The following is a 16417-nucleotide window of genomic DNA, read 5'->3' on the forward strand; positions in this document are numbered from 1 at the left end:
AGTGATAGATAACGCTTCTCATATTCTATACTTTAAAAAAGAACTGTTTTTACTGTGCTGCAGCCATTGGCATACGTACAACTTTTACATCATAGTAAGCAATTTTATTATCAAGAATATATTCTGGCATTCCACCTTGATGTGAGTGAGCATCTTTAAATGCGGCGCTCTTTGTCCAACCTTGGAAATCTTCTTTTGCATTCCATCGAGTGCTAATTGTTACCTCATCATAATCAACTGTATTTTGCGTTAAAAGAACTTCTAGACCTAAAAAGCCTGGCATCGTTTCAACTTTACCTACTTTATTAAAACGCTCAATTAATTTATGTCCATTTCCCTTTGTAATTTTAGCTGTATTTGTAACAATAATCATGTTTATTCCTCCTATAAATGTAGCTATATTTTCAAGAACTCATATACATTAAATGATAATGAAAATCATTATCATTGTCAATGGTAAATGTGAAATATATAATTTTTTTCTATTATTTTGGACAGTGAGATTTCCATTTCAAAACGTAGTAAATATGTGGCGGTTAAGTGCGAGAATGAGCGAGTTGTACTAGCAAAGCAATAATATGGTATAGTGAAACGAGGCTGTTTTTTCAGGCTCGTTTTTTAAATGCTTCCTATAGAGAAAGCATGCAAATGGAAAGGAAGTTATTATATGCGATCAGAAGTAACTATAAAAATAAAACCGAAATTTATAAAAGAAATTAAAAGTGGATATCCACTTATTTTAAAAGATGCAATTCAAAATTTAAACGATGTTCGTGAAGAAGGGACAATCATCAAAGTAGTAGATGAGAAGAACAACTTTGTCGGAAAAGGTTATTATGGAAAACAAAATAAAGGATACGGCTGGATTTTAACGAGAAAAGAGAGTGAACAAATTAATCAATCTTTCTTTGAAAGTAAAATCAAATCTGCCTTACATAAACGAAAACAATTTTATAAATCAAGTGATACGACAGCATTCCGCGCCCTAAACGGTGAAGGTGATGGTCTTGGCGGACTAATTATCGATTATTATGACGGCTACTACGTAGTAAGTTGGTATAGTGAAGGGATTTATACTTTCAGAGATGAGATTATAGCAGCTCTGCAAAAAGTAGCAAACTTTAAAGGCATTTATGAGAAGAAGCGTTTTGATACGAAAGGGAAATATATTGAGGGTGATGATTTCGTAGCAGGAGAGCGCGGTGAGTTCCCGCTTATCGTAAAAGAGAACGGTGTGAACTTCGCTGTTTATTTAAATGACGGGGCAATGGTTGGTGTATTTTTAGATCAACGTAACGTTCGAAAACAAATTCGTGATAAATATGCAAAGGGAAGAACAGTGTTAAATATGTTCTCTTATACAGGTGCTTTCTCTGTATTTGCAGCGCTTGGCGGAGCGAGTAAAACGACGAGTGTTGACCTTGCAAATCGTAGTTTAAGTAAAACGATTGAGCAGTTTAGTGTCAATGAAGTTGATTATGAAGCACAAGATATTATTGTAGAAGATGTATTTCTTTACTTCAAATATGCAGCTAAGAAAAAGATGAAATTTGATATGGTCGTACTTGATCCTCCAAGCTTCGCCCGATCAAAAAAATATACATTTAGTGCAGCAAAAGATTATAAAAATTTATTGAAAGAAACAATTGCTATTACAGAAAATAACGGTATTATCGTTGCTTCTACAAATTGTAGTGCATTCGATATGAAAAAGTTTAAAGGCTTTATCGATACAGCCTTTAAAGAAATGAATGGCAAATATAAAATATTAGAAGAACATTCTTTACCAGAAGATTTCCGTACCATTGATCAATTTAAAGAAGGAGACTATTTAAAAGTAGTTTTCATCGAGAAAATTAAAGGTTAATAAAGAAAAAGGAGCTCGAGTTTACTTGAGCTCCTTTTCTTATTGAACGATATTTTGTACTCTACCGACTTGCCCGTCCTGCAATCGCACTTTAATGCCATGTGGATGGGAAGGGGAGTTTGTTAAAATATCTTTTACAATGCCACGTGTTAATTTGCCTGTTCGTTGATCTTGTTTTAATACAATATCAACTTCAAGACCGGGTGCGATATTAGAACGTTTTTGTCCGTTCATTTACACACCTGTACGTCTACGTTGGTTGTTTGTCTTCTTTGTTTGTTGGTTTTGTAATTTTTTCGTTTCTTGGTTTTGATTTTTTGCATTTTGACCATTTCCATTTCCTTGCTTTTTCTTAGCAAGTTGTTCACGCATTAAATCAGCTAAGCTTACTTTTTTGTTTTCTGACATGATAAGTCTCCTTTATATAAAGTTAATTATGAACAATCGTAGTGAATTTCATCATATCATTGTTAAGGAAGGAAGGGAAGTTGGTTTGAAAATTCATATAACTGTTTCCAGCATTCATTCGTTGCGATACAATTGATATGTTAATGTTTGTAAAAAAAGGGGATAGACATATGTCACATCATATTTTATTAGTTGAAGATGATATTTCAATTCAAGAGATGGTGGAAAAATATTTATTAAAGGAAGGCTTTCAAGTTACGATGGCGTCTGACGGGGAAGCAGGGGTGCAAACCTTTTTTAAATCATCTTTTGATTTAGTGATCCTTGATATAATGATGCCGAAGTTAGACGGATTAGAGGTTGTACGTATTATTCGTGAAAAAAGTGCTGTTCCGATTTTAATGATGTCGGCAAAAGATACAGATGTTGATAAAGCTGTTGGCTTAGGACTTGGAGCAGATGATTACATTTGTAAGCCATTTTCTATGATTGAATTGGCTGCACGTGTAAAAGCAGGGATTCGGCGGTCTACGAAATACTCGGCTACAGAAACAACAGAAAAGATGATTCAGATTGGCGATTTAACAATCGATCCAATTAATTTTACTGTAGAAAAAAACGGGAACCCTCTCAAGCTCACTTTAAAAGAATTTGAGATTTTAAAACTGTTCGTAAAAAATCAAAATCGTGTATTTACAAAAGCGCAAATATATACGTTAGTTTGGAATGAAGAGTATTACGGTGATGATAACGTTATTAATGTTCATATGAGAAGATTGCGTGAGAAAATTGAAAGTGATCCATCTAATCCAGAATATATTAAAACGTTATGGGGCATCGGCTATAAGTTGGAAGTGATGTAATATGGTCAATTTGTTAATAGGTATTATTTTTATATTGTTATGTGTCATTTATATGCAATATAAAATGAGAAAAAATAGTAGTAAAAATTTACGATACACATATGAAAAGTTAGAAAGTATTGTAAATGACAAAACAGGCGAGACGTTACTCGTTATGACAGATGATCTAGAATTGCAAAAATTATTAGTGGCAATTAATCAATTATTAGATGCAAAACAGAAAACGAATGCAGATCATGCCAAAGTAGAGATTTCGATGAGAAAAATGCTTTCAAATATTTCGCATGACTTGAAAACACCACTAACAGTTATTCTTGGATATACAGAAATGTTAAATAAGGATAAAACGATAAGTGAAGAAGAACAACAAATATTACTTGAAAAAGTGCATACGAAAACATTAGAAGTGATGGAGCTAATTCATAAGTTTTTTGATTTGGCAAAATTAGAATCTGGTGACAAAGCAATTGAAATGACAAAAGTAAATATGAATGAAGTTTGCCGCGAGAAGATTTTATCTTTTTATGATTTAGTGACGACGAAAGGTTTTCAGGTTCATATTGATATACCAGAAAGAAATATATACGCACTTGGAAATGTAGAAGTATTAGGCAGAGTATTGAATAATTTAATATCAAATGCAATTACATATGGAGATGATGGAAAGACACTCGGTATGACTTTAAGAGATGATGAAACGAGTGTGTATATAGACGTATGGGATAAAGGAAAAGGAATTGATGAATCTCATATTGATAAAGTGTTTGAGCGAATGTACACACTTGAAGATTCAAGAAATAGATCGTACCAAGGAAGCGGTCTAGGATTAACGATTACGAAACGGCTTGTGGAAGCGATGGACGGAGAAATACATCTTTCTAGTAAGCCCTATGAAAAAACAATTTTTACAGTTGTATTAAAAAAGATGCTGTTTTAGCTTGTAGAGAAGTAAATTCTACAAGCTTTTTTTCAGCGTAAGGAATTTGTAAGGAACGGGTAAGAAAAAAGAGATTTCTGTTGTCTATTATAGAAATATAGAGTATTGCGAAAGGGGAAAGTAACATGACATATATAGTAAAAACAAACCAGTTAACGAAAGTGTTTAAAGGGAAAGAAGTTATTTCCGGTGTTAACATGCATGTGAAAAAAGGAGAAATTTATGGTTTTTTAGGACCAAACGGTGCTGGTAAAACAACGATTATGAAAATGATTACAAATTTAATAAAACCGACGAGTGGTGATATAGAAATTTTCGGTGAGAAATTAACAGATACATCGTATGAAGTATTAAAAAGAATGGGGACAATTATTGAATACCCAATCTTTTATGATAAATTAACGGCGAAAGAAAACTTAGACCTGCATTGTGAATATATGGGCTACTACGATAAAAATGCAATTGACCATGCTTTACATTTAGTGAAACTACAAGGGGTAGATAATAAAAAAGTAAAAGATTTTTCATTAGGAATGAAACAACGACTCGGTATTGCAAGGGCAATCGTGACAAAGCCAGAATTGCTCATTTTAGATGAACCAATTAACGGTTTAGATCCAATTGGCATTAAAGAGTTACGAGACTTATTTAAAATGCTCTGCAAAGAATACGGTATTACATTATTAGTTTCTAGTCATATTTTAGGTGAGATGGAATTAATGGCCGATACAATTGGTGTGATTCAAAATGGAAAACTAATAAAAGAAGTTTCAATGAAGAGTATTAACGGAAAGCAAACAGAGTACATTGAAATCACTGTTCCTGATGTGAAACGTGCAGCTTATATTTTAGAAGATAAACTTGGTATAAAAAACTACAAAATAATGAGTGGAACCATGATTCGTGTGTATGATACGTCAGTGTCTCAGCAGGCCATTTCAAAAGCACTTATTATGAACGATGTGGAAATTGAAAGTATTAATAAGAAACATAGTTCCTTAGAAGAATATTTCTTAAATGTAATGGATGGAGAAGGTATTCATGCTTAATGGACTGTGGCTGAACCTGGTAAGTGGATTTATCGTAATGCTAATAAGTGGAATTTTATATTATAGAAAACCAGAGCGGAAATGGTTGTTAATTCTACTAGTGATAGGAATGTTAAGCTTCGTTACTGCTGGAATTAGAATGTTAGCAGCATAAAGACAGTTATATAAAGAATGGAGGAGTGGTTTGTATGCTTAGATTAATGAAGCTCGAATGGAAGAAACATAAATTATCTAGTTACTTTAAAGGGGTAGCAATTTGTATTATAGCAATTTTCGCTGCAGTAAGCCTTATGGCGTTGGGAATTAAAGCCGAGGGAGACGTGCTCTTCTTTGACTTCACGCAACAAATGGTTTTAATAAACACTTTTATTAGGATAACATTCATTATTTTTAGTTCGGTCATTTTATCACGGTTAGTAATAGACGAGTATAAGAACAAAACAATGCAACTATCGTTTATGTACCCGCTGCAAAGGAAAATGCTAATGAGGGCGAAATTAACAATTGTTTTTTGTTTTTGTTTTGTGAGCACGATTATCGCTACTTTCATTATTAGTTTGCTCGTTTATTTTGTGAGTCCAATGATGGGACTGATTGAAACACCTGCTACGATAGGCGAAATAATAGCTATCGTTCCAGCTACTATTATAAGTGCATTTATGATATCTGGTATAAGTTTAATTCCTTTATTTTTTGGAATGAGAAAGAAATCGACACCTACAACGATTACTTCCGCAGTAATAATTGGTATGCTGATTAGTGGTAACGTTGGGGCTGGAAACGGTCAAGTAAGTATGTTTGATTTTATAGCTATCCCAATTGTGCTCTGTTTATTAGGGATTTTCATTAGTTATCTATCTTATCGTAAAATCGACAAGGTTGATGTGGCATGAAGTAAGCTTAAAACAACAACGAACTGGGGTATGAATGGTGAAAAAGATAATAGTAATTGCAATTTTACTTATTACAATTGCTAGTGTGGTTTTGGGGGTTAAGGTGTTTCAGGGGAAAGGAGGACTATCATGTTACGTCTTATGAAGCTAGAATTGAAAAAGTTTAAGCTTGGCTGGTACGTAAAAGGGGCAGTTATTGCAAATATTACTATACTGGCATTAATGATCTTTACGAGCATCGTTGCTCAAGTAGAAGGTGATCCGGAAATAAGAGATCCGCAGATGATGTTGTTAACGGCTAGTACATTAGTAAGAGCAACATTTATTGTTTTTGGTAGTGTGTTAATCGCAAGGTTAATAATTGGTGAATATAAAAATAAAACAATAATACTTATGTTTTCTTATCCTATTAATCGGAGAAAAATGATGATTAGTAAGTTGGTCATTACAGCGACATTAACATTTATAACAGTTATTGTATCTAACATTTTAATAGTAGGAGTTTTCTTTGGGATAGATAGCTATTTTTCAATTCTTCCTAATCCATTTACAGTAGATCAATTAGTGCAAGAAGGAATAAATCTTGTTCCTTTAGCCATTGCAACTGCGGGAATAAGTTTAATCCCGCTATATTTCGGAATGCGTAAACGTTCAGTGCCAACTACAATTGTTTCATCTATTATTGTTGTGTCAATCGCAATTAATAACCAGCCAATATTTCCGATAGCGACTTTTCTACCTCTTCAATTCACATTTGCAGCGATCGGTATGGTGATTGCTTATTTTGGGATTAAAAATATTGAGAGTGAAGATGCATTATAAAGTTTCACATGAAACAAGTTACAGAAAAAGACAAGATATGTAAACATCTTGTCTTTTTTGTCGTTACATTTTAGGAGCTTCCATTCCAGCCGCAGCCCATTCTTCTTTTGCGGGACCATATACGCCAGGAACTGTTAAGCCGGCTTGTCGCATTAAAACCGTCATTTGCCCGCGGTGGTGATTTTGATGATTAATGAGTGTCATTAAAAATATAGAATTCGGCATAGGGCGACCAAAGAAGTCATTAATAGTAGCTAAGTCTTTATCAGTCCATTTACTTTGAAGTGTTTCAACAAAAGCCGCGTTTACTTTACGGTATTCATCTGCAATTGTTTTTGCAGAAGTTGGAACAGGATAATCTTTCGTTTCTCCTTCAAACTTTAGCCCTGTGCCAGATAGTATCACAGGAATTGCCGTCACGATATGCCAAGCAACTCTTCCTAAAGTCCAATGTTCAGGTGCAATTTCCTGTGATAAAGATGCATCGGTTAATGAATCAAGCATTTTCTGAGTAGACTCTGCTTCGTATGTCCATGATTGTAAAAAGCCTTCAATTGTTTGGTACATTATTGTTATCCCCCTCTACTTATGTTCATAGATTAAGTTCGAGAAGAAATGACAAGTTCCCTTTATGTTTTAATGATGGTATTTAAAATTTTATATATAAATTTTATGATACTATTGAGTGTATATAGAATTATATTAATTTAGGGAGATATTATGAAAAGATTGATTTTAGGAATCATAATTTTATTTTTAATGGTAGGATGTAGCAATGAAACCTATAAAAAAGCAATGGATCAAGGGAAATTGGCGTTAGCGAGTAAAGAATATGACACGGCAGTAGCATCATTTGAGCTAGCATTAGAAGAGAAAAAGGATGATAAAGAAGCAAAGGTATTAAAAGACCAAACTACTAAGATGATAAGTTCGATAAAAGAGAAATCGAGTGGAAATATAGAACAAGCAATAGGTTTGTTTCAAGAAGTAGAAAAGATGAAAGATGGTTCCGCAATCCTTCAAAGTCAAGCGAAAGAACAAAAAGATTCGCTCATAGAGCATAAAGAGTTAAAAGGTCAATATATAGGTCAATTGGAAAAGGCAGAGAAGTTAAAGAGTGATAAAAAGTATGAAGAGGCTAAAGGGATAGTAAATAAAATTGTTAACGATACTGGCCAAAATCAACAATTTATTTCGGAAAATCAACGGGCCGAAGAGCTGAATAAGCAAATCGATGGCTTACTAACTCAACAAGCAGAAGTTAAGAAAAAAGAGGAAGAGTTAAAAAATGAAAAGAAAAAAGAGGCTGATATTGGAAAGTTAAAGGGGTCTTGGATGTCATCAGAAAGTACAGACAGGCCAGTTGGGTTGGAAATAGAATCTATTAATAGTGAGAAAACAGGCGGAGAATTTATGGAACATAATATTTTTGGGAAAGGGACTACTATAGGAGACTTTCGAATATTAAGTGTGGACCAAGGGATTATTTCTGTAGAGCTTGTATTTTTAGTGGGGGAAATAAAGCATAAGGCTGATTTGAAAATTGAGGAGAACACATTAACTGTACATCATGAGTTTATGGGGAGTACTAAATCTGTGAAATTAGTGAGATCAGAGTAATTTATCCGGCTATTCGTCGGACAGTAAAACTTCCACCTCAAGATTCGGCTGGAGCAAAGAAGTTAGGTGGGAGATCCACTGCTCATAAAAGTCCGATTGGTGTGGGCTAATAATCAGCGGGGATGAAGAACCCCCCCACTAATTAAAGTTTCACTTTATTTAGTATATAAAAAGGAGGCTTCTAAAACGAAGCCTCCTTTTTAATTAACCTTCTTCCCACTCTTCCTCATCAACCATAAGAAATAAGGTGCTCCAAGTACAGCAACGACAAGTCCAGAAGGAATTTCTTTCGGATATGCAATTGTTCGTCCGAGTAAATCAGCAATGGAAAGAAGGATTGCTCCAAATAGTGCGGAGCAAACGAATAATCTTTGATGATTCATACCAACGACGATTCGTGCTAAGTGTGGCGCAACAAGACCTAGAAAGGCAATTGTACCGACAGCTGCGATATTTACAGATGCAAGTAGTGTTGCTAACACAATGAGGGCAAGGCGCGTTTTATTTACTGGTTGCCCGAGTCCCGTTGCTAAATCGTCTCCAAGTACGAGAACATCAAGTTGTTTTATTAAGAAAAAGATAATGAATACAAGAATTAGCGATGGATATAGAATGATATTTTCTAAGTGATTCCATCCTCTTGCATACGTGCTACCTGATAGCCATGTTAAAGCAGCAGCAACGTTCAAATTTGCTCTAACGATAAAGATTTGAATAATCGCTGAACCGAGAGCTGAAATACCAATTCCTATTAAAGCAAGGGCTGTTGGGCTAAATCCTGATTTCCATGAGAAGAAGAGAACAATTCCAACTGCAAGTAGTCCGCCGATAAATGCACCAATTGGTAGGAAGAAACCAGGAAGTGCGGGAAAGACATACATAATAGTTAAAGCACCAACACCAGCTCCCGATGAAATACCAATAATAGAAGGATCGGCGAGTGGGTTTCGTAATATACCTTGGAAAACAAGCCCACTTATTGCAAGGCATGCGCCAGCAATAGCAGCAACGAGCATTCTTGGTAAACGAAGGTTCATCATCATATTTTTATCAAATTGTGTTAATTGTCCTGATATAACATTTGTAATACTTTCGATATAAGCGTTACTACCGATTGTAACACCAAGAGTAATTGTCACAATGCAAAGTGTGATAGAGATAATGATTACCTTTTTATAAGAGTAATAGCGAGAACTAGCTCCAGCTGCATTCGCTCCGTTATCATTCATATATTGTTTCGATTTCATCATTCGATAGACTAAGTAAATAAGCCAAGGTGATCCAATCATTGCCGTGACTGCTCCGACAGGAAGTTCAGCCCCAGTTGGATCTATTAGTCTACCAACGACATCAGCTCCAAGTAATAGTACAGCTCCCCATAAGAAAGAAGAGAGAAGGAGAGTAAAGTGTTGACGGTAGCCAATAAGACGCATTAAATGTGGTGCAACTAAGCCAACAAATCCAATTGGTCCAACAACAGTTACAATTACTGCTGTTAAAAAGATCGCAGCAATGAAGGCGATAAGACGTGTTACTGCTGTTTTTTCACCAAGAGAAACAGCGACATCATCACCAAGTAAGAGAATGTTGAGTTTACGAGACATAAATAGTAAAACTAGGAAAGAAATAATGATAAATGGAAAAGCAAATTGAACGCCATCCCAGTTATTTTGAATAAGAGATCCAGCTCCCCATAAAAATAAACCAGCTGTTTCATTTTCATAGAAAAGCTGCATCGTTCCAGTAAAGGCAGAAAGCATTAATGTAACGACCATACCAGCTAGTGCCATTCTAAGTGGGGTTCCCTTTTTTCCACCAGAAATACGGTATACAAATAAAGCGGTAATAGCACCGCCGATAAATGTGAAAAGAAGTGAATTAATTTGCAGACCTTTTGGTAAAAAAATTGTAGCCGCTACTAGAAAGAAATATGCGCCAGAGTGAATACCCATTGTACTGGATTCAGCAAGTGGATTTTTCGTTAATGTTTGTAAAATGACCCCAGATGCAGCAAGAGCACCTCCAGCTAAAATGGCAATTACGGCCCTAGGTAATCGAAGCATAATTAAAGTTTGATGCTCTAGTGATTGGTTCGGTGAGATAAGAGCATCAATAATCATACTATAGGAAATGTTTGCTTGACCTTGTCCGATATGAATAAAGAAAAGGAGGAGCAAGAGAGCTGCTCCTCCTCCGAATACAAGACTTGCTCGAAGTGTATGTTGTAGGCTATTCATTGTGTAATCACTTCTTCGCTGTCATTACATCTGCTACTTGTGTTGCTAAAGATGTTGCAGACTCAGGACCACCGAAAATCCAAGTGTCGCCTTTTAATTTATACATTTTGTTTTCTTTTTTGAACTTTAATTCTTCCCAAGCAGGGTTGCCTTTTAGTTGAGTGTCAAAAATGTTATCTTCATCCGCTACAATGTAAATGAAGTTTGAATCTTGTACACTTTGTAATGATTCTACAGTTGTTTGTTTGAAACCATCTGGCTCAGATTTTCCTGCTTCAAAAGTATTTGTTAAACCTAATTTTTTTGTAACTTGTAAAGCTAAAGAATTGTCAGTTAAGATACGGAATGTTGGTACGTTTTTAGCAGTAAATGCTTGTGCCATTGCGATGTTTTTATCTTTTAAGTCTGCTTTCTCAATTTTTGCTTTTGCATCAGCGAAGGCTTTATCCATATCAGCTAATACTTTTTTACCTTCTTCTTCTTTTCCAACTGCTTTTGCAATTTGTTTAAATGTTTCTGTCATTTCAGCAAAGTGATCGTTATTGCTTGTTGATGGATCAAACATAACTGTTGGTGCAATTTGCTCTAATTCATTTTTAATTGCTTTACTACGGAATGAAGCTGTGATAATTAAATCTGGTTTTAAACGGCTAATTTCTTCTAAGTTTGGTTGTTGACGTGTCCCTACATCTACAACATCTTTACTTGGTTTTGTTTTTGTATTTACCCATTTATTATAATTCTTAATGTCTGCCATCCCTACTGGCTGAACACCAAGTGCTAATAAGTCTTCTGAATATACCCACTCAAGTACAACTACTTTTTTCGCTGGTTTATCTAACTTTGTTTCCCCTTCAGCGTGTTTAATTGTTATAGCTTGATTTTTATTGTCCGCTTTTGTTTCCTTTTTCTCCTCTTTTTGCTGTCCGCATCCAACAGCGAATAGAAGAACTACTATGAAAATACTGAGAATTTTCTTCATCTTCTGCCCCCAAATTAAGTGTTTTTTGTAACTAGCACCATAAGTGAAAATGGTTATCAATTACAACACCCAAATCATACTATGAGGATAATTTAAGTGTCAATATTTTTTTAAAATTTTGAATAAAAATAACAAGTTATACGGATTTTTATATATTATAGTTGCTATTTATGAAGAATCAGCCTCTTTACTAAAAAGATTGGCGAATGTGGAAAGTTTAAATGGGAACTTGTCTGTGTACGAAAGCGTAATGTGTATGGTTAATAATCTGTGGAGATGGGGCGAAAGTACAAGCAAAAGGAGAGTGAATCGCATGTAATAATTACTAGAATGTATGGAGGAAATCTGTGTTTTATCCCCCACTAGGCTAAGTATTTCTTTGTTATTTAGATAGGTGTTTTTTGATTCGGTGATTGCGCTAAAAAGATCGAATGTAAAGGAAGTGATCAACATGTCTTCATGGAGCAATAACATAAATGGATATTGTGGGTGTAATAATCAAAATGGTGTACATGTTGATTCATGCTGTTTTAGTTGCGATGGGACAGTTCCTAAGGTTGGTCCAACCGGTCCGACGGGAGCGACAGGAATAACAGGAGCAACAGGCTCAACGGGAGCGACAGGAGTAACAGGCGACACAGGGGCAACGGGAGCGACAGGAGTAACAGGCGATACAGGGGCAACGGGAGCGACAGGGATAACAGGAGCAACAGGCCCAACGGGAGCGACAGGAGTAACAGGCGATACAGGGGCAACGGGAGCGACAGGCCCAACAGGAGCAACAGGCACAAGTATAACGGCAACATACGCATTTGCAAATAATACGTCGGGAACAGCAATATCGGTACTACTAGGTGGAACAAATGTCCCGCTTCCAAACAATCAGAATATCGGTCCAGGTATTACAGTGTCTGGGGGGAACACAGTATTTACGGTTGCAAATGCAGGGAACTATTATATTTCATATACAATTAATATAACCGCTTCATTATTAGTTAGTTCACGAATTACAATTAATGGGGCACCGCTTGCTGGGACTATTAATTCTCCTGCATTAGCAACGACATCATTTAGTGCGACAATTATTACGACCCTTGCGGCGGGGAGTGCAATTAGTTTGCAATTATTTGGTTTGTTAGCTGTTGCGACATTATCAACAACTACCCCAGGAGCGGTATTAACGATTATAAGATTAAGTTAATGACAAACTCTCTTACTCTTTTAAGATTAGGAGAGTTTCTACATATAATAAGAAGTTAATGAAGTAAAGCATAGTTATAAAAAAGTCAGAATATTATGATTGTAACGCTATGGTGACTATAATATAATGAAAATAACCATCATGAATGAACATTCATTTATCCCGCATTAACGGGCAGTAAGATCCCGCCTCAAAATTCAGCGAAAGTAAAGAAGTTAGCTGGGTGATTAACTGCCCGTAAAATCCCGATTGGTGTGGGCTAATAATCAGTGGGGCTGAAAAATCCCCACTGATTAAAGTTTCACTTTATTTTTTATGTATTTGAAGGGGGAATGAAGGTGGAAAAAACATGGTTGAAAAGTTATCCAGAGGAAATTCCTAGTACGATTTCTTATGATATTCAGCCACTTCATGGATATGTAGAACAGATGGCTTCTCGCTACCCAGAAAAGAAAGCGCTTCACTTTTTAGGGAAGGATATTACGTTTTCGGACTTCCATGATAAGGTGAAGAGGTTTGCAAATTATCTTCAAAAGCTCGGTGTGGAAAAGGGTGATCGAGTTGCTATTATGTTGCCGAATTGTCCGCAAGCTGTAATTGGTTATTACGGTACATTACTTGCGGGAGGTATCGTAGTACAAACCAATCCACTGTATACAGAAAGGGAATTAGAATATCAGCTTCATGACTCGGGAGCAAAAGTAATTCTTTGTCTCGATTTAGTGTTTCCAAGAGTAACGAATGTTCAATCTGCTACAAAAATTGAGCATATTATCGTAACTCGTATTGCAGACTTTTTATCATTCCCTAAAAATCTATTGTATCCATTTGTGCAGAAAAAACAGTCGAATTTAGTTGTGAAAGTATCAGAGAGTGAAACGATTCATCTTTGGAATTCAGTAGAAAAAGAAGTGAATACGAATGTTGAGGTGCCTTGTGATCCTGAAAATGATCTAGCTCTTTTACAGTACACAGGAGGAACAACCGGATTTCCAAAAGGAGTTATGTTAACGCATAAAAACCTCGTTTCTAACACTTTGATGGGAGTGCATTGGTTATATAATTGTAACGAAGGTGAAGAAGTCGTCCTTGGGGTTCTTCCATTTTTCCATGTTTATGGTATGACAGCTGTTATGAATTTAAGTATTATGCAAGGATACAAAATGGTCCTTATTCCAAAGTTTGATATGAAAATGGTTTTTGAAGCGATTAAGAAGCATAAAGTGACATTGTTTCCAGGGGCTCCAACTATTTATATCGCTCTTTTAAATAGCCCGCTTTTAAAAGAATACGATATTTCTTCTATTCGTGCTTGTATTAGTGGATCGGCACCACTGCCAGTAGAAGTACAGGAAAAGTTCGAAAAAGTTACAGGTGGTAAACTAGTAGAGGGATATGGTTTAACAGAATCATCTCCGGTTACACATAGTAATTTTTTATGGGAAAAGCGAGTGCCGGGTAGCATTGGAGTTCCGTGGCCAGATACAGAGGCAATCATTATGTCACTTGAAACTGGTGAGGCATTACCACCAGGAGAAATAGGGGAAATTGTAGTGAAAGGTCCTCAAATTATGAAAGGATACTGGAATAAGCCAGAGGAAACAGCGGCTGTATTGCAAGATGGCTGGCTCCATACAGGTGACGTTGGATACATGGATGAAGATGGATTCTTCTATGTAAAAGATCGCAAGAAAGATATGATTGTCGCGAGTGGATTTAATGTGTATCCTCGTGAAGTTGAAGAAGTATTATATGAGCATGAAAAAGTGCAAGAAGTAGTGACAATTGGAGTTCCAGATCCGTACAGAGGAGAGACAGTTAAAGCATTTGTTGTGTTAAAAGAAGGTACGGAGTGCTCTGAGGAAGAATTAAATCAGTTTGCACGTAAATATTTAGCGGCTTATAAAGTGCCGAAAGTATATGAGTTTAGAGATGAATTGCCGAAAACGACAGTAGGGAAAATTTTACGCCGTGTTTTAATGGATGAAGAGAAGAGAAAGAATGAGGATGAGCAAACGGGCTAAGGCCCTTTCTTTTTGAAAAAATAGGATTGACACTTTTTTAAATAGTCAGTATTATAAGAATATGAATGAATATTCATTCAGTCATCTTCTTGAAGGGGACAGTAAAGTGAAGAAAAATAGACCGAAATACAATCAAATTATTGATGCGGCAGTCATTGTGATTGCGGAGAATGGGTACCACCAAGCGCAAGTTTCTAAAATCGCAAAGCAAGCTGGGGTAGCTGATGGCACGATTTATTTATATTTTAAAAATAAAGAAGATATATTAATATCCTTATTCCAAGAGAAGATGGGAGATTTTGTCGAAACAATTCGTCAAAAAACAGCAGGAATTGAAAGCGCTGTATCGAAGTTATTCATGTTGGTAGAAACGCACTTCTTGCTGTTGTCACAAAATGATCCCCTTGCTATCGTTACGCAATTAGAGCTCAGGCAGTCCAATCAAGACTTGCGCCTTAAAATAAATGAAGTATTAAAAGGCTACTTACAAGTTATGGATGAGATTTTAGAGACTGGTATAAAACAAGGTGAATTTCAAGCAGATTTAAATGTTCGCGTGGCAAGACAAATGATCTTTGGAACAGTAGATGAAGTTGTGACCAATTGGGTAATGAGCGATCATAAGTATGATCTGGTCGCACTTTCAAAAACGGTACATGGGCTACTCATTGCAGCTTGTGGTTATCGTCAATAATGGGAGGGATCATGTTGAAATTCCTATCTGTAAGAGTTGAAGATCATATCGCGGTGGCGACGTTAAATCATGCACCAGCAAATGCGATGTCTTCACAAGTTATGCATGACGTTACTGAATTAATTGATCAAGTGGAAAAGGATGATAACATTCGTGTTGTTGTTATTCACGGTGAAGGACGTTTCTTCTCAGCAGGAGCAGATATTAAAGAATTTACATCTGTTACTGAAGCGAAGCAAGCAACAGAATTAGCACAGCTTGGACAAGTTACGTTTGAGCGTGTTGAAAAATGTTCAAAACCAGTTATTGCGGCAATTCATGGAGCGGCACTGGGCGGCGGCCTTGAGTTTGCTATGTCTTGCCACATGCGCTTTGCAACTGAAAGTGCAAAACTTGGTTTACCTGAATTAACACTTGGATTAATTCCTGGCTTTGCAGGTACACAGCGCTTACCACGTTATGTTGGGAAAGCAAAAGCTTGTGAAATGATGTTAACAAGTACACCAATTACTGGTGCAGAAGCATTGAAATGGGGACTTGTTAACGGATTGTTCTCTGAAGAATCACTTTTAGATGATACGCTTAAAGTCGCAAAACAAATTGCTGGAAAAAGTCCAGCAACAACTCGTGCTGTACTAGAGTTATTGCAAACGACCAAATCGTCTCATTACTATGAAGGTGTACAACGTGAATCACAAATTTTTGGTGAAGTATTTACGAGTGAAGATGGAAGAGAAGGTGTAGCTGCATTTTTAGAAAAGCGTAAACCTTCATTTAGTGGCAGGTAGTTCAATTATTTTTTTAATATAAATTAACAGAA

General features: G+C 35.9%; 18 protein-coding genes. 12 read left to right on the forward strand and 6 right to left on the reverse strand.

Going from position 1 to position 16417, the window contains the following annotated elements:
* Window positions 1-49 precede the first annotated feature (49 nt).
* Window positions 50-373, reverse strand: a complete 324-nt coding sequence (isdG, locus tag ASE54_RS22600; RefSeq protein WP_000587818.1) for a heme oxygenase — start codon at window positions 371-373, stop codon at window positions 50-52.
* Window positions 374-667: 294 nt separating this feature from the next.
* Here isdG and ASE54_RS22605 point away from each other — a divergent pair, with 294 nt between their 5' ends.
* A complete protein-coding gene (locus ASE54_RS22605) occupies window positions 668-1867 on the forward strand; it encodes a class I SAM-dependent rRNA methyltransferase (protein ID WP_001255945.1) in 1200 nt (399 codons plus the stop codon).
* A gap of 39 nt (window positions 1868-1906) precedes the next feature.
* Here ASE54_RS22605 and ASE54_RS22610 read toward each other — a convergent pair whose 3' ends face one another.
* Together ASE54_RS22610 and ASE54_RS36465 are read right to left on the reverse strand one after the other, a co-directional pair.
* Entirely contained in the window at window positions 1907-2101 is a 195-nt protein-coding gene (locus tag ASE54_RS22610) for a YwbE family protein (protein ID WP_001014310.1), read from the reverse strand.
* Window positions 2102-2275, reverse strand: a complete 174-nt coding sequence (locus tag ASE54_RS36465; protein WP_001293576.1) for a hypothetical protein — start codon at window positions 2273-2275, stop codon at window positions 2102-2104.
* Between the two features lie 170 nt (window positions 2276-2445).
* Between ASE54_RS36465 and ASE54_RS22615 the strand changes: the two genes are divergently transcribed.
* The 6 genes from ASE54_RS22615 (at window position 2446) to ASE54_RS22635 (ending at window position 6839) form a co-directional block, all read left to right on the forward strand.
* Window positions 2446-3138 (forward strand): response regulator transcription factor, encoded by a 693-nt coding sequence (locus ASE54_RS22615; RefSeq protein WP_000018046.1) that lies wholly within the window; start codon window positions 2446-2448, stop codon window positions 3136-3138.
* Window position 3139: 1 nt separating this feature from the next.
* Window positions 3140-4075, forward strand: a complete 936-nt coding sequence (locus ASE54_RS22620; protein WP_000247674.1) for a HAMP domain-containing histidine kinase — start codon at window positions 3140-3142, stop codon at window positions 4073-4075.
* Between the two features lie 125 nt (window positions 4076-4200).
* Window positions 4201-5124, forward strand: coding sequence for an ABC transporter ATP-binding protein (locus ASE54_RS22625; protein ID WP_000221121.1), 924 nt, complete (start codon window positions 4201-4203; stop codon window positions 5122-5124).
* Window positions 5117-5278, forward strand: a complete 162-nt coding sequence (locus ASE54_RS36470; protein ID WP_000931814.1) for a hypothetical protein — start codon at window positions 5117-5119, stop codon at window positions 5276-5278. The genes ASE54_RS22625 and ASE54_RS36470 overlap by 8 nt, the downstream gene beginning before the upstream one ends.
* Before the next feature lie 34 nt (window positions 5279-5312).
* Window positions 5313-6017 carry an ABC transporter permease gene (locus ASE54_RS22630; protein ID WP_000945208.1) on the forward strand — a complete coding sequence of 235 codons (705 nt, stop codon included), beginning with the start codon at window positions 5313-5315 and terminating at the stop codon, window positions 6015-6017.
* Window positions 6018-6146: 129 nt separating this feature from the next.
* A complete protein-coding gene (locus ASE54_RS22635; protein ID WP_000945187.1) occupies window positions 6147-6839 on the forward strand; it encodes an ABC transporter permease in 693 nt (230 codons plus the stop codon).
* 63 nt (window positions 6840-6902) lie between these two features.
* Here the strand turns inward: ASE54_RS22635 and ASE54_RS22640 are convergent, their stop codons facing one another.
* Window positions 6903-7406, reverse strand: coding sequence for a DinB family protein (locus tag ASE54_RS22640; RefSeq protein WP_000284975.1), 504 nt, complete (start codon window positions 7404-7406; stop codon window positions 6903-6905).
* Window positions 7407-7559: 153 nt separating this feature from the next.
* Here ASE54_RS22640 and ASE54_RS22645 point away from each other — a divergent pair, with 153 nt between their 5' ends.
* The gene (locus tag ASE54_RS22645) at window positions 7560-8459 is read left to right on the forward strand and encodes a hypothetical protein (RefSeq protein WP_000825582.1); all 900 of its coding nucleotides are present in this window, start codon (window positions 7560-7562) and stop codon (window positions 8457-8459) included.
* 200 nt (window positions 8460-8659) lie between these two features.
* On the opposite strand, the gene fhuB is transcribed toward ASE54_RS22645, so the two are convergent.
* Entirely contained in the window at window positions 8660-10696 is a 2037-nt protein-coding gene (gene fhuB, locus ASE54_RS22650; protein WP_001087104.1) for a Fe(3+)-hydroxamate ABC transporter permease FhuB, read from the reverse strand.
* Window positions 10697-10703: 7 nt separating this feature from the next.
* A complete protein-coding gene (locus ASE54_RS22655) occupies window positions 10704-11678 on the reverse strand; it encodes an iron-siderophore ABC transporter substrate-binding protein (RefSeq protein WP_000722824.1) in 975 nt (324 codons plus the stop codon).
* 451 nt (window positions 11679-12129) lie between these two features.
* On the opposite strand from ASE54_RS22655, the gene ASE54_RS22660 reads away from it, so the two are divergent.
* The 4 genes from ASE54_RS22660 (at window position 12130) to ASE54_RS22675 (ending at window position 16385) form a co-directional block, all read left to right on the forward strand.
* On the forward strand, window positions 12130-12879 hold the full coding sequence (locus ASE54_RS22660) for a collagen-like protein (RefSeq protein ID WP_000100369.1): 750 nt from the start codon (window positions 12130-12132) through the stop codon (window positions 12877-12879).
* A gap of 338 nt (window positions 12880-13217) precedes the next feature.
* On the forward strand, window positions 13218-14903 hold the full coding sequence (locus ASE54_RS22665) for a long-chain-fatty-acid--CoA ligase (RefSeq protein ID WP_000416319.1): 1686 nt from the start codon (window positions 13218-13220) through the stop codon (window positions 14901-14903).
* Window positions 14904-14964: 61 nt separating this feature from the next.
* Window positions 14965-15597 (forward strand): TetR/AcrR family transcriptional regulator, encoded by a 633-nt coding sequence (locus ASE54_RS22670; protein ID WP_003309965.1) that lies wholly within the window; start codon window positions 14965-14967, stop codon window positions 15595-15597.
* An 11-nt stretch (window positions 15598-15608) separates the two neighbouring features.
* Window positions 15609-16385 carry an enoyl-CoA hydratase gene (locus ASE54_RS22675; RefSeq protein WP_000911292.1) on the forward strand — a complete coding sequence of 259 codons (777 nt, stop codon included), beginning with the start codon at window positions 15609-15611 and terminating at the stop codon, window positions 16383-16385.
* Window positions 16386-16417 lie beyond the last annotated feature (32 nt).

Origin of the sequence: Bacillus sp. Root131 (assembly GCF_001429475.1) — a bacterium.
Taxonomy (GTDB): Bacteria; Bacillota; Bacilli; order Bacillales; family Bacillaceae_G; genus Bacillus_A; species Bacillus_A thuringiensis_S.

What these genes read in the sequence shown, in the direction of transcription:
- ASE54_RS22660 (WP_000100369.1), top strand. Translation starts at nt 12,130, where the DNA reads ATGTCTTCATGGAGCAATAACATAAATGGATATTGTGGGTGTAATAAT.
- ASE54_RS36470 (WP_000931814.1), top strand. Translation starts at nt 5,117, where the DNA reads ATGCTTAATGGACTGTGGCTGAACCTGGTAAGTGGATTTATCGTAATG.
- ASE54_RS22655 (WP_000722824.1), bottom strand. Translation starts at nt 11,678, where the DNA reads ATGAAGAAAATTCTCAGTATTTTCATAGTAGTTCTTCTATTCGCTGTT.
- ASE54_RS22620 (WP_000247674.1), top strand. Translation starts at nt 3,140, where the DNA reads ATGGTCAATTTGTTAATAGGTATTATTTTTATATTGTTATGTGTCATT.
- ASE54_RS22610 (WP_001014310.1), bottom strand. Translation starts at nt 2,101, where the DNA reads ATGAACGGACAAAAACGTTCTAATATCGCACCCGGTCTTGAAGTTGAT.
- ASE54_RS22645 (WP_000825582.1), top strand. Translation starts at nt 7,560, where the DNA reads ATGAAAAGATTGATTTTAGGAATCATAATTTTATTTTTAATGGTAGGA.
- fhuB (WP_001087104.1), bottom strand. Translation starts at nt 10,696, where the DNA reads ATGAATAGCCTACAACATACACTTCGAGCAAGTCTTGTATTCGGAGGA.
- ASE54_RS22605 (WP_001255945.1), top strand. Translation starts at nt 668, where the DNA reads ATGCGATCAGAAGTAACTATAAAAATAAAACCGAAATTTATAAAAGAA.
- ASE54_RS36465 (WP_001293576.1), bottom strand. Translation starts at nt 2,275, where the DNA reads ATGTCAGAAAACAAAAAAGTAAGCTTAGCTGATTTAATGCGTGAACAA.
- isdG (WP_000587818.1), bottom strand. Translation starts at nt 373, where the DNA reads ATGATTATTGTTACAAATACAGCTAAAATTACAAAGGGAAATGGACAT.
- ASE54_RS22630 (WP_000945208.1), top strand. Translation starts at nt 5,313, where the DNA reads ATGCTTAGATTAATGAAGCTCGAATGGAAGAAACATAAATTATCTAGT.
- ASE54_RS22635 (WP_000945187.1), top strand. Translation starts at nt 6,147, where the DNA reads ATGTTACGTCTTATGAAGCTAGAATTGAAAAAGTTTAAGCTTGGCTGG.
- ASE54_RS22625 (WP_000221121.1), top strand. Translation starts at nt 4,201, where the DNA reads ATGACATATATAGTAAAAACAAACCAGTTAACGAAAGTGTTTAAAGGG.
- ASE54_RS22640 (WP_000284975.1), bottom strand. Translation starts at nt 7,406, where the DNA reads ATGTACCAAACAATTGAAGGCTTTTTACAATCATGGACATACGAAGCA.
- ASE54_RS22670 (WP_003309965.1), top strand. Translation starts at nt 14,965, where the DNA reads ATGAATGAATATTCATTCAGTCATCTTCTTGAAGGGGACAGTAAAGTG.
- ASE54_RS22615 (WP_000018046.1), top strand. Translation starts at nt 2,446, where the DNA reads ATGTCACATCATATTTTATTAGTTGAAGATGATATTTCAATTCAAGAG.
- ASE54_RS22675 (WP_000911292.1), top strand. Translation starts at nt 15,609, where the DNA reads ATGTTGAAATTCCTATCTGTAAGAGTTGAAGATCATATCGCGGTGGCG.